The sequence below is a fragment of the Parafrankia sp. Ea1.12 genome, from assembly GCF_900465275.1.
Taxonomy (GTDB): domain Bacteria; phylum Actinomycetota; class Actinomycetes; order Frankiales; family Frankiaceae; genus Parafrankia; species Parafrankia soli.
The window spans coordinates 22,788-46,120 of record NZ_UBIZ01000298.1 but is presented as its reverse complement, the minus strand read 5'-3'; the positions used below and the strand labels follow the sequence as shown (position 1 = coordinate 46,120).

15 protein-coding genes are annotated in these 23,333 nt (G+C 74.3%); 7 read left to right on the top strand and 8 right to left on the bottom strand.

Annotated elements, in window-relative coordinates; genetic code table 11:
- Positions 1 to 172 precede the first annotated feature (172 nt).
- Together FMEAI12_RS15615 and FMEAI12_RS15605 are read right to left on the bottom strand one after the other, a co-directional pair.
- The gene (locus FMEAI12_RS15615; RefSeq protein WP_112106579.1) at positions 173 to 1,231 is read right to left on the bottom strand and encodes a tRNA (adenine-N1)-methyltransferase; all 1,059 of its coding nucleotides are present in this window, start codon (positions 1,229 to 1,231) and stop codon (positions 173 to 175) included.
- A gap of 259 nt (positions 1,232 to 1,490) precedes the next feature.
- A complete protein-coding gene (locus tag FMEAI12_RS15605; protein WP_112106577.1) occupies positions 1,491 to 2,684 on the bottom strand; it encodes a site-2 protease family protein in 1,194 nt (397 codons plus the stop codon).
- A 550-nt stretch (positions 2,685 to 3,234) separates the two neighbouring features.
- Here FMEAI12_RS15605 and FMEAI12_RS15600 point away from each other — a divergent pair.
- The 3 genes from FMEAI12_RS15600 (at position 3,235) to FMEAI12_RS15590 (ending at position 8,460) form a co-directional block, all read left to right on the top strand.
- Entirely contained in the window at positions 3,235 to 4,239 is a 1,005-nt protein-coding gene (locus FMEAI12_RS15600) for a PD-(D/E)XK nuclease family protein (RefSeq protein WP_112106576.1), read from the top strand.
- A 336-nt stretch (positions 4,240 to 4,575) separates the two neighbouring features.
- Positions 4,576 to 5,928 carry an ABC transporter ATP-binding protein gene (locus tag FMEAI12_RS15595; RefSeq protein WP_112106575.1) on the top strand — a complete coding sequence of 451 codons (1,353 nt, stop codon included), beginning with the start codon at positions 4,576 to 4,578 and terminating at the stop codon, positions 5,926 to 5,928.
- Positions 5,929 to 5,931: 3 nt separating this feature from the next.
- Positions 5,932 to 8,460, top strand: a complete 2,529-nt coding sequence (locus FMEAI12_RS15590) for an ABC transporter permease (RefSeq protein ID WP_112106574.1) — start codon at positions 5,932 to 5,934, stop codon at positions 8,458 to 8,460.
- 54 nt (positions 8,461 to 8,514) lie between these two features.
- Here FMEAI12_RS15590 and FMEAI12_RS15585 read toward each other — a convergent pair whose 3' ends face one another.
- Positions 8,515 to 9,216, bottom strand: a complete 702-nt coding sequence (locus FMEAI12_RS15585) for an HAD family phosphatase (protein ID WP_112106573.1) — start codon at positions 9,214 to 9,216, stop codon at positions 8,515 to 8,517.
- A gap of 502 nt (positions 9,217 to 9,718) precedes the next feature.
- Here FMEAI12_RS15585 and FMEAI12_RS15580 point away from each other — a divergent pair.
- Entirely contained in the window at positions 9,719 to 10,561 is an 843-nt protein-coding gene (locus FMEAI12_RS15580) for a PAC2 family protein (protein WP_020462373.1), read from the top strand.
- 19 nt (positions 10,562 to 10,580) lie between these two features.
- Here the strand turns inward: FMEAI12_RS15580 and FMEAI12_RS39485 are convergent, their stop codons facing one another.
- The 4 genes from FMEAI12_RS39485 to FMEAI12_RS15560 form a co-directional block, all read right to left on the bottom strand.
- On the bottom strand, positions 10,581 to 12,053 hold the full coding sequence (locus tag FMEAI12_RS39485) for a DivIVA domain-containing protein (RefSeq protein WP_112106572.1): 1,473 nt from the start codon (positions 12,051 to 12,053) through the stop codon (positions 10,581 to 10,583).
- A gap of 3 nt (positions 12,054 to 12,056) precedes the next feature.
- Positions 12,057 to 13,319, bottom strand: coding sequence for a cysteine--1-D-myo-inosityl 2-amino-2-deoxy-alpha-D-glucopyranoside ligase (mshC, locus tag FMEAI12_RS15570; RefSeq protein WP_200835303.1), 1,263 nt, complete (start codon positions 13,317 to 13,319; stop codon positions 12,057 to 12,059).
- 124 nt (positions 13,320 to 13,443) lie between these two features.
- Positions 13,444 to 14,223: an SCO1664 family protein gene (locus FMEAI12_RS15565; RefSeq protein ID WP_112106570.1), complete on the bottom strand. Its 780-nt coding sequence runs from the start codon at positions 14,221 to 14,223 to the stop codon at positions 13,444 to 13,446.
- Positions 14,220 to 15,044, bottom strand: coding sequence for a histidine phosphatase family protein (locus FMEAI12_RS15560; RefSeq protein WP_112106569.1), 825 nt, complete (start codon positions 15,042 to 15,044; stop codon positions 14,220 to 14,222). The genes FMEAI12_RS15565 and FMEAI12_RS15560 overlap by 4 nt, the downstream gene beginning before the upstream one ends.
- 271 nt (positions 15,045 to 15,315) lie before the next feature.
- Between FMEAI12_RS15560 and FMEAI12_RS15555 the strand changes: the two genes are divergently transcribed.
- Together FMEAI12_RS15555 and FMEAI12_RS15550 are read left to right on the top strand one after the other, a co-directional pair.
- Positions 15,316 to 17,637: an AAA family ATPase gene (locus FMEAI12_RS15555; protein ID WP_112106568.1), complete on the top strand. Its 2,322-nt coding sequence runs from the start codon at positions 15,316 to 15,318 to the stop codon at positions 17,635 to 17,637.
- A gap of 81 nt (positions 17,638 to 17,718) precedes the next feature.
- The gene (locus FMEAI12_RS15550) at positions 17,719 to 19,635 is read left to right on the top strand and encodes a glycosyltransferase family 39 protein (RefSeq protein ID WP_112106583.1); all 1,917 of its coding nucleotides are present in this window, start codon (positions 17,719 to 17,721) and stop codon (positions 19,633 to 19,635) included.
- On the opposite strand, the gene FMEAI12_RS15545 is transcribed toward FMEAI12_RS15550, so the two are convergent.
- Positions 19,593 to 21,257 (bottom strand): glycosyltransferase, encoded by a 1,665-nt coding sequence (locus FMEAI12_RS15545; protein WP_235014035.1) that lies wholly within the window; start codon positions 21,255 to 21,257, stop codon positions 19,593 to 19,595. The genes FMEAI12_RS15550 and FMEAI12_RS15545 overlap by 43 nt on opposite strands.
- 300 nt (positions 21,258 to 21,557) lie before the next feature.
- Here FMEAI12_RS15545 and FMEAI12_RS15540 point away from each other — a divergent pair, with 300 nt between their 5' ends.
- Positions 21,558 to 23,042, top strand: coding sequence for an NAD(P)/FAD-dependent oxidoreductase (locus FMEAI12_RS15540; protein WP_112106567.1), 1,485 nt, complete (start codon positions 21,558 to 21,560; stop codon positions 23,040 to 23,042).
- Positions 23,043 to 23,333: the final 291 nt, after the last annotated feature.

The window sequence follows — 23,333 nt, the reverse complement described above, 5'->3', positions numbered from 1 at the left end:
TGCCCCACCCGTGGGGTCCGGCGCCCGGGCCCGCCGCGCGGGCGCCGTCCTGCCCCGGGTGGGGCGGGCCCGCCCCACAGCGGTGGCGGCCACCCGGCACGGCCGGGGAGCCGCCGGCGGGCTCGCCTGAGCGGGCGCCCCCGCGGATCGCCCGGCCGCGCCCGGCATCGCGTCAGCCGTCGGAGCCGGCGTCGACTCGAGGCTCCGGCTCGGTCTGAGGCTCCGCGATGACCTGGCGATCGGGCTGGCCGTACAGGCCCGGCAAGCTGCCCGCTCCCGCCGGCTGACCCTGCTCGGCCGGGCGGTCGGCGGATGCCGGCTCCGGAGCGGTCGCCGGCTCCGGATAGGAGCCCTTGGCCGGGCGCCGCCGCCTCGGTGGAGCAGTGACGCCGTCCGCCAGCCGGCGCGCTGTCACCAGGAAACCGGTGTGCCCGACCATGCGGTGACCGGGGCGCACGGCGAGGCCCTCGACGTGCCAGTCGCGCATCATCGTCTCCCACGCCGCGGGCTCCGCGAAGCAGCCGAACTCGCGCAGCGCCTCGACCGTCCGGGAGAGCTGGGTGGTCGTCGCGACGTACGCGCACAGCACGCCGCCGGGGACGAGCGCCGCCGCGGCCGCGGGCAGCACGTCCCACGGGGCGAGCATGTCGAGGATCACCCGGTCCATGCCCCGCTCGGCCGACTCGGCCAGATCACCGACATGCAGTGTATGAGCCGGATGTGGTCCGCCGAAAAAGGTCTCGATGTTGCGCCGGGCGACCTCCGCGAAGTCGGGACGCCGCTCGTAGGAGACCAGACGGCCGCCGTCGCCCACGGCCCGCAGCAGGGCGCAGGACAGCGCGCCGGAACCGGCACCGGCCTCCAGCACCTGCGCGCCGGGGAAGACGTCGGCGTACATGACGATCTGCGCCGCGTCCTTCGGGTAGACGACGGTCGCGCCGCGCGGCATCGACAGCACGAAGTCGGCCAGCAGCGGCCGCAGTGCCAGGTAGTCGGTGCCCCCGGTGCTGCTCACGACGACGCCTTCGGGCCGGCCGAGCAGGTCGTCGTGCGGAATCGCCCCCCGGTGGGTGTGGAACTGCCGGCCCGGCTCGAGGACGACCGTGTGCCGTCGGCCCTTGGGGTCGGTCAGCTGGACGCGGTCGCCCTTGGTGAACGTCCCGCGGCGCCGCGCCGCGCCGGTCGGCCGCGGCACCTCGGACACCTCGGACACCTCCGGCGCCTCGGGCATCTCCGGCGCCTCGGGGTCCGCGGGGTCCGGCAGGGGCGGAAGCTCCGCGAGGTCCGGCAGGGGCGGGCGGGACGCGACCGCGTCCGGCGTGGTCGGGTCAGTACTGATCTCGTCGTCCTCTCGGCGCGCGCCCCGAGGCCGTCCACGGCCGGCGCGCGCCCTGTCCGCTGGAAGCTGGTCGCACGGGGGCGTGCGGGTGACGCGTGCCGGGTGCGTCAGGGCCGGGCCGGGCCCGGCGGCCGTCAGCGGCGAACGAACGTCACCGATGGGAGACCATACGGGCCGCGGCCGCCGGATCGATCCTGGCCACGAGATCGACCATGGCCAGCACGCCGACCGGCCGGCCGCGCTGGACCACGAGGTACTCCGCGGCCGGGGCCCGCTGGACGGCCGCCAGCAGGTCCTCGCCCTCGAGCTCGGCCTGCAGGGTCATCCCCGGGCCGATGCTCCGGCTGACCTCGTCCACCGCCATCCACGGCCGGCGGTGCTCCGGCAGGGCGTCGACGGAGGCGCCGTTCATGATCTTGACAGGGGTGCCGTCCCGGTCGATCACCGCGACGGCCGTGGCGCCCACCTCCTGGGCCCGGCGCAGCGCCTCACCGAGCGGGACCGCAGCCTCCACCGGCAGCGTACGGCGGGCGAGTCGGCCCGCCGACAGCCCGGGCAGCCGCTCGCGGACCTTGGCCGACCGCAGCGACTGGTAGGCGCCGAAGGCGACGAACCCGGCCAGGACGTAGGAGTAGAGCGCGCCGAAACCATCGGAGTTCTTCGTCGCGCCCCAGACCACCAGCGCACCGGCCACGACGAAGCCGCCGTAGGCGCCGGCCCGCAGCCCGCGCAGCTTGTCGTGCCCGATGGCCCACACCGCCGCGACGACGACCCGCCCGCCGTCGAGAGGCAGACCCGGCGCCAGGTTGAACACGAACAGCGCGGCGTTGGTGAAGCCGATGAAGAAGAGCACTGCCCCGACGCTGCCGTGATCCGGCACGGCCAGCAGGCCCAGGAAGCACAGCCCCCCGATCACGCCGTTGACGGCGGGCCCGACGAAGGCGATCAGGAACTCGCGGGCGGCGGTGGCCGGCTCGGGCTCGAACTCGGTGAAACCGGCGAAGCCGTGCAGGGTCACCGACCGGACGTGCAGCCCGAACCGCTGCGCGGTCAGCGCGTGCCCGATCTCGTGCGCGAGCAGCGACAGGAGGAACCCCGCCGAGACGAGCAGGGACAGTACGAGCACATGCCCGTCGGTCGCGGCGATCGTCAGATGGTCCCGGATCGGGTCGATGAGCAGGGACGCGACCAACGCCGCGAAGACGACGGCCAGCGGCGAGACGAAGATCGGGGCGCCGCGGACGTGCCCGACCCGCATACCCGGCGGACGCGGCGCCGGCCGCCGCTCCGGCGGCTCCACTCCGCCGGGGACGCCGTGTCGCGCCGCGCCGGGCTGATCCTCCATAGGTGTAGATGCTACGGACCATCCTCCGTGGTGTCCGCCGCGGATAGCGCTCCCGCTACGGATTGCGCTGTCATCTGGCCGGCAGCGGGCTTGTTCGGGGGCCACGGAGGCCCGGCCACGGCCCCAGGACGCGGCCAGGGCCCACGGCCCGAGGAGGCGGCCAGGGCGCCCGCGGCTCGAGGCCCGTCACGCCGCCACGGTTGCGCTGGGGGTCACCGGCTGGGATCAGGCTTGTAGGACTCCACCTCAGGAACGGGCCCCGCCCCCCGGGCCTCAGGGGCCCGATTCCAGAGGTCGAACCCCCGAAAACCCGGATCCGGAAACCAGGCCAGCCTCCGCCAGGCCGGCCGAGACGATGTGTGGCGACTGAGCGCGTCTATGAGATCACTCAGCCGCCATGATTGTTCTCGGAGCCGACGGCCGGGGTCAGGTCTGCGGAAATCCGCCCGGGGCGGAGCCCGGACCCTCGGCGGGGGAGGCACATCGGGACACCGTGGGTGCCCCGAGGCGGGCGCCGATCGTGTCGGTGGCGGGTTCTAGGGTCGACGCCATGACCACAACGCCTGCCCAGGCCCCGGGCTCGGCCGCCGAAGGTTGCCCGACCGGGCCGGTCCAGGTCGGGCCCGGCTGGCATGAGGGCCGCGACCCCGCGGCGGCCCCGGCCTCGCCGCCGACGCCACAGGCCGCGGCGCCACAGGCGCCGCCGATAACGGCGTCGTTATCCCCCTCCCGGGCCGCCGACTTCGTCAACTGCCCGCTGCGCTACCGCTTCCGCGTGGTCGACCGGCTGCCGGAAGCGCCGAGCGAGGCGGCGACGCGGGGCACGGTGGTGCACGGCGTGCTCGAGCGGCTGTTCGACCTGCCCGCCCCGGGCCGGACCCAGCCGGCCGCGACCGAGCTCGTCGAGCCGGTCTGGGCCGACCTGCTCGCCCGCGACCCGGCGCTCGGTGGCCTGTTCGACGACGACGGCGCCCTGCGCTCCTGGCTGGACAGCGCGCGTGACCTTCTCGCCGGCTACTTCACCCTCGAGGACCCGACCAGGCTGGCCCCGGCCGCCCGGGAGCTCTACGTCGAGCACGTCCTGGCCTCCGGGCTGCGGCTGCGCGGCTACGTGGACCGCCTCGACTCGGCCGAGACCCCCCAGGGCACCGCGCTGCGCGTCATCGACTACAAGACGGGCCGCTCCCCCGGCCCGGCGTTCGAGGGCGCGGCCATGTTCCAGATGCGGTTCTACGCGCTCGTGCTGTGGCGTTCGCGTGGCGTCATCCCGCGCGAGCTCCGGCTGTATTACCTGAGTGACCGAACCTGGCTGCGTGCCACGCCGGAGGAGTCGGAGCTGCGCGCCACCGAGCGCCGGATCGAGGCGCTGTGGGCGGCCATCGCCCGGGCGCACCGGACGGGCGACTGGCGGGCCACGCCGGGCCGGCTGTGTGACTGGTGCGATCACAAGTCGAGGTGCCCGGCATTCGGCGGCACCCCTCCCCCGCTGCCGGAGAACCGCGCGGAGCTGCCCGTCGACGACGCCGCCCCCACCGTCTGCGAGGCGGACGGCTGAGCCGCCCGACCGTCCATCGAATCGCGGCGCATGGGTCCCGACCTGGCCACCGGCAACGTGGCGCACCAGACGTGGGGGTACCCGTTCGGGTACCCGAGGGCACCTTCGGACGGCGGCCCCGCGGGCGGGCCCGGCATCGGCGTGCCCGGGCGGTCACCGGTGGGGAAGATCCGGCGTCCCGGGTGGTGTCGGGGGCGGTTACCGTCGGCGGCGGACGTGGGCGGCGGGAGGATGCGGATCACCTCTCCGGCGTTGTCCCTTCGGGGCCTGGATCCCGGCGCTCCGCGGGAGCCGGCCGCCGATCGGTGAGGTAGTTCGCGACAGTTGGAGGAACGCATGGCCCGACGCACCGCATCGGACCGCGACGGTGCCCGCGGCGGTCCACGGCGCGGCCGGGGGTCCGCCGCGCGGGCCTCCAGACTCACCAAGGTCTACGGCTCGGGTGACACCGCCGTCACCGCGCTGCGGGGCATCGACCTGACCTTCCCCTACGGCCGGTTCACCGCGATCATGGGCCCCTCCGGCTCAGGCAAGTCGACCCTGATGCACTGCCTCGCCGGGCTGGACCCCGCGACCACGGGGCGGGTCTTCATCGGCGACGTCGACCTGTCCCGGCTCAACGACCGGCAGCTCACCCAGCTCCGCCGGGACCGGATCGGCTTCATCTTCCAGCAGTTCAACCTGCTGCCGACGCTCACCGCGGCCGAGAACATCACGCTGCCGCTGGACATCGCCGGCCGCAAGCCCGACCAGAAGTGGATGCGGATGGTCGTCGACGCCGTGGGCCTCGCGCCCCGGCTGAACCACCGCCCGCCCGAGTTGTCCGGCGGCCAGCAGCAGCGGGTCGCCTGTGCCCGGGCCCTGGTCACCCGCCCGGAGATCGTCTTCGCCGACGAGCCGACCGGGAACCTCGACTCGCGGTCGGGCGCGGAGGTGCTGTCGTTCCTGCGCGACTCGGTCCGCGAGCTGGGCCAGACCATCGTGATGGTCACCCACGATCCGACGGCCGCCTCGTACTCCGACGAGGTGATCTTCCTCGCCGACGGCCGGCTGGTCGACGCGATGGCCGAGCCCACACCGGACGCCGTCCTGGACCGGATGAAGAACCTGGACGCGCTCGTGCGCGGCGAGGCCGTACCGGAGCCCGAAGCGGACTACGACGACCTGCCGCCGGAGCCGCCCGAGCCGCGCGGCCCCGAGTACGACGACCGCGGCTACGCCACCGGCGGCTACCCGGCCGACCACTACCCACCGGCCGGATACCACAACGAGGACTACTCCGGGCCGGCGGACGAGCGCCAGTCCACGGGCTACGGCGCGGGGGGCTACCCGGGCGGCGGGCCGCACACCGGGGAGTACCCGAGCCCCGGGCCGCACCGGGGCGACCCCCGCACCGGCGGCTACGCCAGTCACTTCGAGTCCAGCCAGTCCGATACCGGCCGGTTTGACGCCAGCCAGATCGACGCCCGCGGCCGGTACACGGATCCGGCGGACACCGGCCCGTTCGGCCATGACCGGTACGGCTCCGCCGGGCGGCACACGGGCACTCCCGGCCACGGAGGCGGGTACCGGGCTCCGGACGACCACGACCGCTCGCCCTACGACGCGTCCGGGCACGGTGGCACCCGGGGCTACGAGCGGGGCACCGGCCGGGGCGCGGGCCGGGCGAATCCGACCGGGTGGGCCTGACGGATGCTGCGCGCCACACTGCGGAGCCTGCTGGCCCGCAAGGTACGGCTTGTCCTGTCCGCGCTCGCGGTCGTCGTGGGTGTCAGCTTCGTCACCGGCACCCTGGTCCTCACCGACACGCTGAACCGGACGTTCGACACCCTGTTCACCGACATCAACAAGAACGTCAGCGTCTCCGTGCGGGCCGTCAACGCGGTCGGCACGGGTGACCAGGCCGACCGGCTGCCGGTGCCCGCCGCCCTGGTCCCCACCGTCGCCAAGGTGGACGGAGTCACCGCGGCGACCGGGATGGTCCGGGGCCAGGCGGTCCTGATCGACCCCGCGTCGGGCGACCCGCTCAACAGCGGCGGCGCACCGGGCATCGGAACGAACTGGACCGGTGGCACCGCGACGGGGTCGGAGGAGATCGCCGACGGTCGGCCACCGAACGGCCAGGAGATCGCGGTCGACAAGTCGACCGCGGACAAACACCACCTCACGCTCGGCCAGCGGATCTCGGTGCAGACCCGCCTCCAGCCCGAGGAGTTCACCCTCGTCGGCACCTTCCGCATCGGCGGGCAGGACAGCCTCGGCGGCGCCGCCGTCACCACGTTCGACACGGCGACGGCGCAGCGGCTGCTGCTCGCGCCCGACCAGTTCACCTCGATCAGCCTCGCCGCCGCCAACGGCGTCTCGCAGGAGCAGCTGCGGGACAGGGTCGCCGCGGTGCTCCCCACCAGGGTCGAGGCGATCACCGGCACCCAGCTCGCAGAGGAGAGCGCGAGCGCGATCCAGGACGCCGTCAGCGGGTTCTCGACCTTCCTGCTGGTCTTCGCCGGCATCGCGGTGTTCGTCGGCGCTTTCATCATCTTCAACACGTTCACGATGCTGGTCGCGCAACGCGTCCGTGAGCTGGCGCTGCTGCGCGCGATCGGCGCGAGCCGGGCCCAGGTGCAGCTCTCGGTCCAGATCGAGGCCCTGATCGTCGGCTTCATCGGCGCCACGGTCGGTCTCGCTCTGGGCGCCCTGCTGGCGATGGGGCTGCGGGCGGCCGTCGGCGCGTTCGGGATCTCGCTGCCGTCCGGCCCGCTGGTCTTCCAGCCTCGGACCTTCCTGCTCGCCTACGGCGTCGGCCTGGTCATCACCGGTCTCGCGGCGTTCGTGCCGGCCCGCAAGGCGGCGTCGGTGCCGCCGGTGGCGGCGATGCGCGAGACGTACGTGCTGCCCACCAGGTCGCTGCGCACCCGGGCGCTCGGCGGCGGCGCGCTGACCGTGCTGGGAGTGATCTGCCTGGTGGCGGGCCTGGCCCGCGGGGAGAATCCGAACACGAGCATGGTCGGCGCCGGCGCGGCGTTCGTCTTCCTCGGCATCGCCACCCTCTCGCCGCTGCTGGCCCCGCCGATCACCCAGGTCGTGGGGATTCCGCTGCGCGCGATGTTCGGGACGACCGGCCGGCTCGGCCAGGAGAACGCCATCCGCAACCCGCGGCGCACCGCCTCCACCGCGTCGGCGCTGATGATCGGCCTGGCCCTGGTGAGCGCGTTCGCCGTGCTCGGCCAGTCCATCAAGGAGTCGGTACGCGAGACGGTGTCGGAGAGCCTGGGTGCCGACTTCTACATCGCCACATCCAACTTGGCCCCCTTCAGCCCACAGGTGGCCGCGGGGCTCCAGGGCAAGCCAGGCGTGGCGGTCGCCACCGGCATCCGGGGCGGGGTGGTCAAGATCGGCGACACGAACTCGTCGGTCCTCGCGGGCGATCCGGTTGGCCTGCTGCAGGTCCTCTCCATCAAGCAGGTGGACGGCGACGTCAACGCGCTCGGCGCGGGTTCCCTCCTGGTCGACGAGGTGACGGCGGCCGAGCGGGGGCTGCGGGTCGGCGCGCCCGTCCCGGTCACGTTCGCGGACGGCCCGACCGAGCTGACCCTGGTGGGCACCTACGAGAAGAGCGCGATCGCCGGTCCCGCGATGATCGCGACCAGCGAGTTCGAGAAGCACTCGAACAACAACCTCGACCTGTTCGTGATGCTCAAGCTGGCCGACGGCGCCGACCCGGCCGCGGTCCGGGCCGAGATCGACAAGGTGATCAAGCCGTTCGGCAGCGTCGAGGTCCGCGACCAGTCGGAGTTCGTGGCCCAGCAGGAGGAACAGGTCGACCAGCTGCTCGGGTTCGTGTACGTCCTGCTGGCCCTGGCGGTGGTGATCGCCCTGTTCGGCATCGTGAACACCCTCGCACTCTCGGTGATCGAACGCACCCGGGAGATCGGGATGCTCCGGGCTATCGGCATGACCCGGCAACAGATGCGGATGATGGTCATCGTCGAGTCGATGATCATCTCGGTCTTCGGTGCGGTGCTCGGTGTGCTGGTCGGCAGCTTCTTCGGCTGGGCGCTGACCGGGGCACTGAAGAGCCAGGGGGTGACGACCTTCGCCTATCCCGTCGGAACGATCATCGCCGTGATGATCGCCGGCGCCATCATGGGCGTGCTCGCCGCGGTCTTCCCGGCGCGTCGAGCCGCCAGGATGGACATCCTGCGGGCGATCGCCACGACCTGACCCGCGAGCCCGCCGCCGGACGCGGGCCGGACCTCAGCCGGGGTCGGCCCGGTCTCAGCCGGAGTCGGCGCGGGCCGGGTCCGGACGGTGGGCGAGCCCGGCGAGCGTGGCCAGGTCGACCGCGTGCAGGCTGTCGACCCGAGCCGCGACCTGGCCGGGCAAATCGGCCGCCGCGATCGGCATCGACGGGACGAGGACCGTCGCACAGCCGGCCGCGATGCCCGCCGCGGCCCCGGTGAGGCTGTCCTCCAGGACCACGCAGGCGGCGGGATCGGCGCCGAGCAGGCGGATCGCGGCGAGGTAGGGATCCGGGAACGGCTTGCGCCGGGCGACCTCGTCGCCGGCCACCGTCACGGTGAAGTGGTGCGCGCCCAGCACGGCGACCACCGCGTCGACCAGCGCACGGTAGGACGAGGAGACCAGGGCGGTCGACACCCCGGCCGCCGTGACGGCGCCCAACAGCTCCAGCGCCCCGGGCTGCGCGACGACCGCACCCGGTTCCCGGAACAGTTCCGCGGAGCGGCGCAGCAGGAACTCGGTGGTCGCGGGCTCGTCCGAGACGGGGCGCCCCAGCATCGAAACCATGATCGGGACGGCGGTGTCGATACCGTGGCCGATCATGGCAAGCTTCATCTCGGGCGTGAACCGCCCGCCCAGGCGCGCCGCGGCCTCGTTCTCCGCGATCGTCCACAGCGGTTCGGTGTCGACGAGCAGCCCGTCCATGTCGAACAGGACCGCCGCCGGCAGGTCGCTCACAGTGTGTCGTCCTCCGGGGAACCAATCGGGGAGCGGCCCGCGGACGGCCACACCGCGCCCACGGCGCCAACGGCCGCGGGGGCCCGCTCGGCCGGGGCAGGGAGCAGCTGGGGACGCACCCTGAAAGGGTACCGGGGTGGGACGGAAGGCCCTCCGCGGGCGCCGGGGCGGGCCGGCGGCCGGGGTCCGGGCCGGACGCGGCGACCTCCGGCGGTGGTGGTCGCAACGGGCGCGGGCACCCCGGTTCCGCCGTCGGTGGAACGCGGCACATACCCGATATCGACCTGACAGGTCCCGCCCGACATAACCTCTGCGACGGGATGGACACGATGGATCGATCCCCGCCCGCCTACCGGTCACGGACGGGGGGCGTCGATGCCCTTGAGGCGGAGGTTGCGATCACGCGGCAGACTGGACAGCGGGCGTTCTCCCGGATCGGGAGGACGTACGGTTGCACTGTCACGGGGGCAGGGGGCCGCCGCGGGGCGGCAGGAGGTGGTAGGTGATCGAGTTCTCCGGCGTCGGCCAGCTGCGGTCGCCGGTGGTCGTGGCCGCCTTCGAGGGGTGGAACGACGCCGCCGACGCGTCGTCGGCGGCCGTCGAACACCTGGAGAACGTCTTCGGTGCTCGCGTCATCGGCGCGATCGACCCGGACGACTACTACGACTTCCAGGTCAACCGGCCGACGGTCAGCGGTGCGGACGGCGCGTCACGCAAGATCGCCTGGCCGACCACGCGGCTCTCGGTGGCGCGGCCGGCGAAGTCCGAATCCGACCTGGTGCTCGTACGGGGCCTGGAACCGAACATGCGCTGGCGGGGATTCACCGACGAGCTCATCGAGGCCGTCCACGCACTCGGTAGCGACATGGTCATCACGCTCGGGGCGCTGCTGGCGGATTCGCCGCACACCCGCCCCGTCCCGATCAGCGGTACCGCCGGGGATCCGGCCACCGCCGCGCGGCTGGGCCTCGAGGCCTCCCGCTACGAGGGGCCGACGGGCATCGTGGGCGTGTTCGCGGACGCCTGCTCGCGGGCGGAGCTGGCCTCGGTGTCGTTCTGGGCCGCCGTGCCGCACTACGTCGCCAACCCGCCGTGCCCGAAGGCCACCCTCGCGCTGCTCCGCCGGGTCGAGGATCTTCTCGACATGGAGATCCCGCTCGGCGAGCTGCCGGACAAGGCCAAGGCGTGGGAGCGGCAGGTCGACGAGCTCGCCGCCGGGGACACCGAGGTCGCCGAGTACGTCCGCTCGCTGGAGTCGCGCGAACCGGAGACGGCGCTGCCCGAGGCCAGCGGCGACGCCATCGCCCGGGAGTTCGAGCGCTACCTGCGCCGCCGGGGGGAGTGACCGCGCCCGCGCGCGAGGTCTACTCCTCGACGATCTCCGCGTCGAGGATGTCCTCCTCGGCGGCGGGGCGGTAGCCCGCGGCGGGCATGCGTACCGGGCCGGTTCCGGCTCCCCCGGCGGCCGGCCCGCCGGGGACGAAGCCGCCGGCCAGGTCGGTCGGGTAGGGCTCGGCTTCGGGGACGTCCCGCTGCTGCTGGCGATGGCGCCCCGGGCCGCGCCGCGCACCCACGGTCGCGGAGCCCACGGTTGCGGCGGCCGAGGGCGCCGCCGGGCCCGTCTCGGCGGTAAGCCGGGACGAGGCGGCCCATGTTCCACCGGTGCTCCCCCCGGAGCTCGTCGCCCCGGCGCGGCTCGCTCCCACATGCCCGGCCCCCACGTGCCCGGCGCCCACGGACCCGGCGCCGAGGTGGCTCGTGCCCGTGTGTCCGGTACCGGCGTGCCCAGCGCTGGTGTGACCAGTGCCGAGGTGACCGGTGCCGGCGGGGCTCGCCGCGGCGTGCCCCGCCGCGTACCCGGCCGCGGCGTAGGCGCTGCCGCCCGGCCCCACGCCACCGGCCTGACCGGTGCCGGCGTGGCCCGTGCCGCCCGGACCACGCAAGGGGTCACCCGTGCTGTCGACGCCCCCGGTGTGACCGGCGTGGTCTGAAGCCGGGAAGTGCAGGCTCGACGCCGCCCCGCCCGGCTGCGGCTGCGAGCCGGGCTGCCCTGGTGGACCCGGCTGTTCCGGCGCGGCCGGGTGGCCCGGACCCGCCGCCGGCCGGCCCGGCGTGAACGGGGCCGCCGACGAATCCACCGACGGCGCTCCGGCCAGGTTCGGGCCCGCCGGAGCACCGGCGTCGGCCCGGCCGCCGCGCCGGCCGTCCAGGCCGCTGTCGGCGGCGACGCCATCGGGTGACACGCCCGCGCGGGCGAGGTCGGTCACCGCCCGGTCGATCTCGTCCCCGCCGAGCAGCCGGCGCAACCGCAGAACGGCGCCGATGATCTCGCCCTGCTGGCGCCGCAGTGCCTCGAGCGAGTGCGTCCCGCGCACGATCTCGGCCTCGAGGTCCTCGTGCCGGGTCAGCGCGAGCCGCCGGCTCTCCTCAACCGCGTCGAGGATCAGCTTCTCGGCCTGTTCCCGGGCCTCCCGGACGATCGGATGGTTCGCCCCCGCCTGCGCGACCGCCTCCTCCAGCGCCGACTCGGCGAGGTGGCGGGCGCCCGCGATGATGTCCTCGGCCTCGCGCTGCGCGATCTCGAGCATCAGCCCGATGCGCCCACCGGCCTGGGCGGGCAGGCCCTCTGCGAGGCGGGCCTCGGCCTCCCGACGGTCGCGCTCGTGGCGCAGCGCCGCCTCGGCCGCGGCCGCCCGGGAGGTCACCTCGCTCGCGTACCGCCACAGGACCCCGAGGTACTCGTCGACCTGCCGGGGGTCGTATCCCTGCGGTGCCTCATCAAAGGTCGGCCGGTCCATGGCGGCGCCGGGGGACTCCCGGCGGTGGTGCGCCCCCATCGGCTAGGTTCCTCTCGGTAGGACAGGCCCAAGGTCGACACCGAGCAGTGCGTCGACGGTGTCGCGGACGGTGGCCGGCGCCTGATCGTCCGCCTCGCCGCTGCCGCTGCCAGCGGCCAGTGCGGCCGCCGCCCACGCGTCGACCGCGGCGAGCGCTCCAGGCGCGTCGAGGTCGTCGGCGAGCCGGTCCCGGACCTCGGCCAGCACCGGCCGGAAGTCGGGGCCGGACGGCAGCACGACGGCGGCGCGCCACCGGTCGAGCCGCTCGACTGCCGCCGGCATGGCGGCCGCGGTCCACTCCCACTCCACGGTGTGATGATGCTGCAACAGGGCAAGCCTGATCGCGGCCGGGTCCGCTCCGCGCGCGAGCAGCCTCGAGACGAACTCGAGGTTCCCCCGCGACTTCGACATCTTGTGGCCGTCCAGGCTGACCAGCGCGGTGTGGACGTAGGCGCGGGCGAACGGCCGGGCGCCGTTCGCGACCTCGGCGTGCGCGGCGCTGCACTCGTGGTGCGGGAAGGCGAGATCGCTCCCGCCGCCCTGGATGTCGATCGTGGCGCCGAGATAGTGCCGGGCGATCGCGGAGCACTCCACGTGCCAGCCCGGCCGCCCCGGGCCGAACGGCGACGGCCAGGACGGCTCCCCCGGCCGCTCCGCGCGCCACAGCAGCGGGTCGAGCGGGTCCTTCTTGCCCGGCCGGCCGGGATCACCGCCGTGCTCGGCGCAGGACACCAGCATCTGCGCGGGGTCGAGGTGGGCCACCTGGCCGAAGTCCGGCGCCGCGGCGACGGAGAAGTAGAGATCGCCGTCGACGGAGTACGCGGCGCCGCGCTCGACGAGCTGGGAGACCATGTCGACGATGAGCCCGACGGCCTCGACGACGCCGACGTAGTGGTCGGGAGGCAGGATGCGCAGCGCCGTCATGTCGGCCCGAAACAGGTCGATCTCGCGGCGGGCGAGGTCGCGCCAGTCGATGCCGTCACGGGTGGCCCGCTCGAGCAGCGGATCGTCGACGTCGGTGACGTTCTGCACGTACCGCACCTCGTGGCCGGCGTCCCGCAGCACGCGCTGGACGAGGTCGTAGGTGAGGTACGTGAAGGCGTGCCCGAGGTGGGTGGCGTCGTACGGGGTGATCCCGCAGGCGTAGAGCCGGACCGTCGGCCCGAGGTCCAGAGTCCGCACTCCGCCGTGCGCCGTGTCGAGAACGCGGAGGTTGCGACCCTGTCCGGGAAGCTTGGGGAGCTGAGGAAAGGGCCACGCCTGCATGCGTGTCAGGGTAACCGGGGCCGGGCCGGCCGCGGGACAAGCCGGGCAGGCCGGCGACGAGCAGGGCACAACCCCCGCCCGGGCGTGTCGCGGCCGGCGGCCCCGTCGGGCCGCGTCCGCCGGCTCAGAACGGCGGCCAGGGAATGGCCGGCCAGTCCCCGGAGGGCAACGGGAAACGGCCCTCGGCCAGGAGCCGGTCGACCCGGGCTCCCAGTGCCCGTAGCTCGGTCGTGGTGAGCAGCGGCTCGAGCCGCTCCCCCAGATCCGCGCCCAGCGCGTCGCGCACGCCCTGCAGGAGCATGGTCTCCGCCGCGTCCAGCCGCTGGCCCCGCCAGGTCCACAGCAGCGTGCGCAGCTTGTCGTCCGTGTGGAACGTCACGCCGTGGTCAATGCCGTGCACCCGCCCGGACGGCGCCGGGAGCAGGTGGCCACCCTTCCGGTCGGCGTTGTTGATGACGGCGTCGAACAGCGCGATACGCCGCAGCTGCGGGTCGTCCGACCGGGTCAGCGCGACGAGGTCGACGGTCGTGTCGACGTCGATCCAGAGCTGGACCATCCCCGCGCCGAACGGGCCGTCCCGCACGACGGTCGGTGGGACGATGCCCGGGTCCATCGCCTCGGCGACCTCGTAGGCGGCCAGCTCACGGGCCGCCAGCGTCCCGTCCGGGAAGTCCCACAGGGCGCGTTCGCCGCGCACCGGCTTGTACACGCACCGCCCACAGAGCTCGTCGGCCCGGATCTCGCACAGCAGCGTGGCGTTGCTGGCGTCGACCAGCCGCCCGGTGATCTCCAGCTCGCCGGTGCGCAGGAGCGCCAACGCCTCGCTCACGCCCAGCCCGCCGCTGTCGAGCGGGTCCAGCGGCGCACGCCGCCCAGGGTCGGCACCGGCCGCGGAGAGGCTCACGGTTCCAGTTTGGACGTCGGCGGCGCGACCGGGGATGTGGCCCCGCCCGATCCGGGCACGGCCGCCTCGGAGACCGTGCCCGGCCGGGCACCGTCCACGGGCGGCTCGGCGCCGGCGCCACCTCCCACGACCTCGTCCTCGCGGGGACGCTTCCCGTCGCCCGCCGGCGACGGCGGTACGGGCAGCAGGTCGGCGACGGCTCCGCCGACATCGTTGACGCGGCGCACGAACGGCCGGTGGTCGCCGTAGCGGACGACCGTGAGCGAGCACGGGTCGACGGTGATCCGGTGGTACATGTCCAGGTGCATGCCGAGGGCGTCGGCGAGGACGGTCCGGATCACGTCGCCGTGCGAGCACAGCAGCCAGGTCGCGTCCGGGCCGAGGCGCTCGTTCCACTCGCGCACCGCCGTGACGCCGCGGGACTGGGTGTCACGCAGCGCCTCCCCGCCGGGGAACGTCACCGCGCTCGGCTGGGCCTGCACCACCTTCCACAGCGGTTCCTTCGCCAGGGTCGTGAGTTCCTGCCCCGTCCAGTCGCCGTAGTGGCACTCCCCTATCCGCTCGTCGGTGTCGATCTTCTGCACCCCGGCGGGCGCGGACGGGCCCTCCGGGCGGCGCCGGGCGATCTCCGCGGCCGTCTGCTGGCAGCGGTCGAGCGGGCTGGACACGATCGCGGCGAGCGGGATGCCGGCGAGCCGCCCGGCCAGCGCCTCGGCCTGCAGGCGGCCCCGCTCGTCGAGCCCGACGCCCGGGGTCCAGCCGAGCAGGATCTTGCCGGTGACCGCGGTGAGGCCGTGCCGGACCAGCAGGACGGTGGTCAACTTCGGACCTTCCCTTCGTGGTGTGGCGGCAGGCCGGCCTGCGGGTGCGTACCACCAGGCGACACCAGCCAGCCCGCAAGTGGGGTGCCGGGGCGCGCGCGGCCCGGTCGACCCGGCCGGGCCAGGCCCGCTGACCTGGCCGAACGCCTGGATTCGATCGTTCGGCGGCTGGCACCGAAATGCGCGATCGGACTACCCACGGACCACCCGCCCCACCACGCTACCGAGCGGGCGGGCTAGGGGCGGCGGCCGGCGTCGTTACGCTTCCGCCATGCCCGAAGACGCCGCCGACTCCCCGTTTCGGACCGCCGCCGCGGTCGAGGACCGCGCCGCCGGCCCGCCGTCGTCCGGCCTGGGACCAACCCCGGACGACGCCGTAGTCTTCAAGGCCTTCTGCGGCGCCGGCCTGTGGCCGGGCCTGGGCCGGACGACGGCGGGCCGGCTGGAGGAGGCCGGCATCGAACACCGCGAACACGTCGACCTGCACCGCCTTTCCTCGGTGCCGGGTGTCTCCGGGCCGCGGGCTCGCCGCCTGCTCGACACGTTCCGCGCGGCGGAACCCACCTACGCCGCGGTGGAGATGCTGGTCGCGGCGCGCCTGCCGGCGCGGCTTGCCCGCGGCCTGGCCGACGCACTCGGCCCCACGGTGGCCAAGGCGCTGCGCGCGGACCCCTGGTCGCTGCTCGAGGGAGGCGAGGCCGAACTCGGCGACGCCGATCGCTTCGCCCGCCACCTCGGGCTGGACAGGGCGGACCCCCGCCGCGGGCCGGCGGTCCTCATCCACCTGCTCGGTCGCGCGGCGAGCCGCGCCGGCGACACCGCCGCCCCGGTCGCCGAGGTGACCCGGGCCGCGGTCCGCGAGGGGGTCACCGAACCCCTCGACGCGCTGTCCGCCGCGCTCGACTCCGGCCGGGTGATCCAGGTCGACGACCGTCTCGCCCTCGAGCGGTACGCGATGGCCGAGCAGGCGATCTCGGACGGGGTGGAGCGCCTGCTCGCGACCGCCGAACCGTTCCGGCCCGAGGCCGGTGGGCGGCGGGCCCGGCGGCGCGCCGGCAGCGGACTGGGCGAGGAGCGGCCGGCAGTCGCCACGCCACCCGAACCGCCGGCGCCGACGTCGATGTTCGACGACGACGTACCGGACGACCACGCACCGGACGACGAGCCGCCCGGCAACGACGCGGCCGGCTCCGCCTACGACGCGGCTGGGTCCGATGCGGCTGGCGGCGGCGCGGGCACGGTCCCCGGCGGCGCCGAACCGGGCGCGGCGGCCGACCGCGCCGTGGCCGGGCTGGACGAGGTCCAGCTCCAAGCCGCCCGCACCGCGCTCGAGGTCGGCGTGAGCGTGCTGACGGGTGGTCCCGGCACGGGCAAGAGCCGCACCGTCGCCGCGGTCGTCCGGCTCGCCGAGGCCGCCGGCGTCGAGGTGGCGCTCGCCGCGCCGACCGGCCGGGCGGCGAAACGGCTCGAGGAGCTGTGTGGCGCGCCGGCCAGCACCCTGCACCGGCTGCTCGGCGCGCAGGGCCGCGGCGGCGGGTTCGCCCGCGACGAGCACAACCCCATCGAGGCCGACCTGGTCGTCGTCGACGAGACGTCCATGCTGGACGCCGAACTCGCCGCCGCCCTGCTGGACGCCTGCGCCGACGGCACCCACCTGCTCCTCGTCGGCGACCCTGCGCAGCTCCCCAGCATCGGACCGGGTCAGGTCCTGGCCGACCTGCTGGAGGCGGAGGTCGCGCCGGTCACCGAGCTGACCCGGCTCTACCGGCAGGCCGACGGCGGCGCGATCGCCACGATGGCCGCGGCGGTCCGCCGCGGTGAGCTGCCGCCACCCGGTTCGGGCCGTGAGGTCGTCGTCGTGGCGGCGCGCTCCTCCGGCGAGGCCGCGCACCGCGTCGTCCAGCTCGTCACCGACTCGATTCCGCGGGCCCTGGGCATACCCACCGAGGACGTGCAGGTGGTGACGCCCGTGCACGGCGGGCCGGCCGGCACCGGCGCGCTCAACGCGGCGTTGAAGAACGCGCTCAACCCGGGCCGCGGCGAGGTCTCCGGCTTCGACGTCGGCGACCGGGTGGTGGCCACCGCGAACCACCTTGACCTGGGGTTCGCCAACGGTGAGATCGGCGTGGTCGTCGCGCTCGGCGAACGGGGCGGCCTGCGGGTCGCCTTCCCCGGCGGCGAGCTCGACGTCCCCTCGCACGGCGTCGTGGACCTGCGCCACGGGTGGGCCGTCACGGTGCACCGCGCCCAGGGCAGCGAGTGGGCCGCCGTGGTCGGCGTCTTCCCACCGGAGGCCGGCCGGATGCTTACCCGGCCGCTGATCTACACGGCGATGACGCGGGCACGCAGCCACCTGTCGGTCGTGTCGGTGAACGGCCCGGCGCTGCGGGCCGCGGTCCGCGACGCGGGTGGCCGGCGGCGGGCGACCCTCCTCCCGGCGCTGCTGGCCGGCGAGTCCGCGGAGCCATTCGGGCCGATGGACGACACCGACGACCAACCCGGCGAGGCCGGCTTCGGCGCCGGCCTCGCTGACGGTGCCACCGCCGGGGCGGCCGTTCTCGCGCCGGCCACGAAGGAACCGGTCAGACCATGACCCCCTTGACAACCCGCACACGACACCACGGCAAGATCGTGCGTCGTGCGGATGGGTAGCGTGCGGATGGGTAGCGTGCGGATGGTGAGCGCAGACGACCTGCCGACCGGCCAGGTCACGGGCACTACCGCGGAGCCGGCAGCCTCGGGGCCGGGAGCCGCGGCTGTGGCGCCTCGGCCGCGGTCGGCGCAGGACCCACCGAACGACCATGCGGTGCTGACCGGCCGGCTCCCGCGCACCGGGCTGCCCGCGGAGACCCAGCCGGACGCGCAGACCCAGCCGGACGCGCAGACCATGACCGCTGCGGAGACCGAGCCGAGCGCGGAGGCGCCGCCCGCCGCGGAGGCGGAGCCGGGCGAGCAGACCGTGCCCGCCCAGCGGACCGATTACCCATCGCGGGCCGAGCCGGCGCGGCTGATCGCCCGGTTCCGCCGGGCCCGGGACTGGACCGTCGCGGCCTCGTACCAGTTCTTCCTGGCCGGGACACTCCTGGCCGTCGCCGCCGGTGCCGTGCTGCGGTTCGCCACCCCGAGCCACCTGTGGCTCGACGAGTCGCTCACCGTCGGCATCGCGTCCCGGCCGGTGCCGGACCTGCTGCAGGCGCTGCGGCACGACGGGTCACCCCCGCTGTACTACCTGCTCCTGCACGTCTGGATCAGCGTGTTCGGTGACGGGGACATCGCCGTCCGGGCGCTGTCGGGCGTGCTCTCCCTCGCCACACTCCCGCTGGCCTGGCTCGCCGGGCGGTACGTGGGCCGGGCGGCGACCGCCCTCGGCAACGGCGGGCCGTCGGCCGAGCAGCGGGTCGGGCTCGCCGCGCTCCTGCTGTTCGCCTGCTCGCCGTACGCGATCCGCTACGGCAGCGAGACGCGGATGTACTCGCTGGTCGTCCTGCTCGTGCTGGTGTTCGGCTTCGCCGCCGTCCGGGCGCTGAACCGGCCGGACCTGCCACGGCTCGCCGCGCTGACGCTGGCGACGGCCGCCCTGGTCTACACGCACTACTGGACGTTCCTGGTGGTGTTCACCGTGGCGGCGTTCCTGCTCCTGCAGGCGCGGCGGCGGGAGCACTACCGCCGCCCGGCGCTGCGGGCGTTCGTCGCGATGGCCGCCTCGGCGGTGCTGTTCGCGCCCTGGATGCCGGTGTTCCTCTTCCAGATGCTGCACACGGGGACACCCTGGGCACCCCGGGTGCAGGCCCAGGTGCTGCTCGACACGGTCTTCGACTGGGCCGGCCCGCAGTCGACCGGCGCGCTGCTGGGCATCATCCTGCTCGGCGGGGCGCTGATCGGGCTGACGGCCCGTCCGCTCGGCGGGGAGCTGCACGTCAAGATCTCCGGGCGGGCGCCGGGCAGGTACCTCGCCGCGATCTGGCTCGCGCCGCTGGTGCTGGCGTACTTCGTCAACATGTTCGGCGGCAGCGCCTACGCGGAGCGCTACACCGGGATCGCGCTGCCCGCCTGCCTGCTGCTCGCGGCGCTCGGGATAGCGCAGCTGCCGGTGCACCGGGCGTTCGTGGCGGTGGTCGTGGTCGCCTCGATCAGCGGCCTGCTCGGTGGGTACCAGCTCGCCCGGACGGAGCGGACCCAGGCGGGCGAGATCGCCAACCGGATCGCCGACCTCGCCCGGCCGGGGGACGTCGTCGCCTACTGCCCGGACCAGCTCGGCCCGGCCGTGCACCGGGCGATCCAGCGCCGGGGCGACATCGACATCCGGGAGATCGTCTACGCCGACGAGGCCGGGCCGGCGCTGGTCGACTGGGTCGACTACGCCGACCGGATGAAGCGCGCGAACGGGGCGGCCTTCGCGGCCGAGGTCAACGACCTGGCCGGGCCCGATCACGCCGTCCTGCTCGTCCGGGCGGACGGGTACCGCTTTCTGGAGGGCGCGTGCGCGGTGCTCTCCGACCAGCTGGCGTCCCTGCGGGACCGGGCGTTGCAGGTCGAGAAGCGCGATCTTTACGAGGGTGCCTCCCTCGAGCGGTTCTCCACCCTGCGCTGAGGCGGGGCCGCCGCGCCCGCGGCCACCGCCAGCACGAGCAGCCCCATCGGCAGCGTGTAGTGGTTGAAGAAGGTCTGCTTGTTCATGACGTCGAGAGCGAGGAGGACCAGCGCAGACCCCGCGCAGAACCCGGCCGCCCCGCCGCGGGCTCGCCAGGCCAGCAGGTAGGCCGCGCCCAGCACGACGGCGGTCGCGCCGAAGCCGAGGGTGATCCCGAAATGGTGCGCCCAGCCGGGTATGGACAGCGAGTGGTTCAGCACCTCGTAGCCGAGGTTGGTGCGCACGGCGTCGTCGACGAAGTCGCCCGGAGCCGCGATGACCCAGGGCGCGACGACGGCCACCCCCAGACCGGCGGCAGCCAGGGTGCGGCGCGGGCCGAACGCCGGCCAGCAGGCCGCGAGCGGGACCAGCAACGCCACGTGCTGCTTGCTCGCGAGGGCCAGCGCGAACGCGACGACAGCCGGCGCCGTCCGGCCCGCGGCGACCGCCCAGACCATCACCGCGAGCAGCGCGACCAGCAGCGGCTCGGTCCAGGACTGCTGCAGCGCGTACATGGACTCCGGTAACACGACGACGAGCAGTGGGAGCAGACCGGCGGCGACCGCCGCCCCGCCATGCCCCCCGACACCGAAGCCGGGATCGCCGACGCGGAGATCCGGGTCGGTGTCGGGTTCGACGCACCTGTCGGGTTCGACGCCGGAGCCGTGGCCGGCCACCGCGTCGACCCTGGCGACGTCCCGCCGCCGCACGAGCGCGCGGCCGGCCACCGCCGCCAGGGCGAGCGCGGCCAGCAGCCCGTAGCGGACGTCCCCCAGCACCCACCGGAACGGCGCGAGCAGCAGGGACGTCCCCGGCAGGTACGGGTAGACGTCGAACAGCCCGCCGGCGGTGTAGCCGGCCCGATCCGGCGCCCACTGCTGGCGGTACATGTTCGTGCCCCGGGCCAGCCCGGAGGTGGAGACCTGGAGGAGATGGAACACGTCGATCCGCGGCTGCGGGGCGGCCGCGACAGTCGCGACACCCGCCGCGAGCGCGAGGCCGAGCACGGCCCAGAACACCCGGCCGCCCGCCGCCCGCCCGTGTGCGGGCCCGTACGCCCACCGTCCGCCGGGTGGCACGGCGCAGCGCAGGAGCGTCAGGCCGGCGAGCAGACCGGCGGCGGCGGCCAGCGCGTCCGCGGCGGTCGCGGCCGGGCCGTGGGCGTAGTAGCGCGGGTGCCGCAGGATCGGCCCGGCGGCGACCACGATCCCGCACGACGCGCAGGCCAGCCGAACGCCCGCGGTCCGCAGCGGAAGGCCCCGCGGGCGGCCGCGGCCGGCCCGGGCCCGCGGGCCGCCCCGGCCACCCCAGCCGCTCGGCACGGCGACGGCGACGGCCACCGCGAGACACCCCAGGAGCACCATGACCAGGGCGAGCGGGCTGTACCGGCCGTCGGAGAGGCTGATCCCCACGGCGACCCCACACCAGCCCAGCAGGAGCGCCACCGTGCCGGGCGAGGCCCCCGCCACGCCCCCGGCGCCTGATGCACGGGCCGGCGCGGCGGTCCCCCCGGGAGGGTGGTCGCGCGACCGGCCCGGCTCGGCCGACTTCGACTCCGGGGAGTCGGGTAGGGCGCAGGACATGCCCGCACGATGCCAGAGCGGCCGTCACGCCGGCCCGCGCGCACCCCGCCGGCGGCCAGGTCGGCGCCAACGGGCCACATGCGGTCACGGTGACGGGACGCCATACGCCGAACCCGGCGCGGCGTCCGCGCCGGGGGGTCCGGTGAAGCGACGGTAACTGTCATGCGAGACTGCCCCCCGAGGCCGGATGCGAAGGTTCCGGCACCGGGAGGGGTCCTGCCAGTCGCGGGCGCGAAATCTCGCCGCGCGCACACCCCCCTACAGACCACGGACGTTGTCGTTGAGGAGAGGTCCGGCACAGTGACCGAAAAGCCAGAGGTAGTCGTCATCGGAGCCGGGCCGGCCGGTCTCTCCGCCGGCTGGGAGCTGATGAAGCGGGAGATCCCCGTGACGATTATCGAGGGTGACTCGGTGGTCGGCGGAATCAGCCGTACGGCCCAGCGGGACGGATGGCGTTTCGACATCGGGGGCCACCGTTTCTTCACCAAGGTCCCCGAGGTCGAGAAGCTGTGGCACGAGATCCTGCCGGACGAGGACTTCCTGCTCCGGCCGCGGTCGAGCCGCATCTACTACAACGGCAAGTTCTTCGACTACCCGCTGAAGGCCGGTAACGCCCTCGGCGGGCTCGGGGTCGCCGAGGCGGCACGCTGCATCGGCTCGTACGCGCTGGCGAAGCTGCGCCCGCCGAAGGACCAGTCGAACTACGAGAACTGGCTGGTCGCCCGGTTCGGCTGGCGGCTCTACCGCACCTTCTTCAAGACCTACACCGAGAAGCTCTGGGGTGTGAAGGTCAGCGATATGCCGTCCGACTGGGCGGCCCAGCGGATCAAGAGCCTCTCGCTGATGAACGCCATCACCAACGCGGTGCTGCCCAAGCGGAACCAGAAGGACATCACCTCTCTCATCGAGGAGTTCCAGTACCCGAAGTTCGGGCCGGGAATGATGTGGGAGACGGCCGCGGACAAGATCGTCAAGCAGGGCGGCCGGATCGTCTTCGAGGAGAAGGTCCGCAAGATCCATCACGAGAACGGCCGCGCGACCGGTGTCACGACAGTGGTCACCGGCGGCTACGGGCCGGGCGCCGGCGCGCCGGAGTCGTCCCGGGACGACCTCGGCACCGAGTACCAGTACACCGGCGACCACTTCATCTCCTCGATGTCGTTCTCGTCGCTGGTGCGCGTGATGGACCCGCCGGTCCCGGCGCGCGTCCTGGCCGCCGCGAACGCCCTGAAGTACCGCGACTTCCTCACCGTCGCGCTGGTCGTTCCCAAATCGGCCGGATTCCCGGACAACTGGATCTACATCCACGCGCCGGACGTCAAGGTCGGCCGCATCCAGAACTTCGCGTCCTGGTCGCCGTTCCTGGTGAAGGACGGCCGGACCTGTCTCGGCCTGGAGTACTTCGTCTTCGAGGGCGACGAGATGTGGAACTCCTCGGACGAGGAGCTGATCGCGCTCGGCACCAAGGAGCTCGCCAAGCTGGGCCTCGTCCAGGCGGACCAGGTCGAGCGCGGCTATGTCGTGCGGATGCCCAAGGCGTACCCGTACTACGACATGGACTACAAGAAGAACGTCGACATCATCCGCGGCTGGCTCGAGGACTACGCTCCCAACGTCCACCCCGTCGGCCGTAACGGAATGCACCGCTACAACAACCAGGACCACTCGATGCTCACCGCGATGCTCACCGTCGAGAACATCATCGACGGGAAGAGCCACGACGTGTGGGAGGTCAACGTCGAGGAGGACTACCACGAGGAGGTCTCCTCCCCGGGCCGGTCGTAGCGGGGCCGGCCTCCCGGCCCTGACACCCGCCGTCCACCGCCCTCTCCCGCTCCGCGTCACGACCCTCCGCCCCGTCCGCCCCGTCCCACGCCCACCCGGCGCGGGACGGGCGGGCGGCGGGGGCAGTGGCCGTGCGGTCCCCGACTCCACGGATCCGGAGCGGGTCGTCCCAGACAGTGCACTGTTCCAGGAACATGCCGTCCCGACAGCGCTCCGTCCCCCGAGCGTCCTGGAGCGCGTGGTCCCGGCCCGGCCGGCGCGGCCGCCGCGGGACCGGTCAAGACCAGGCTT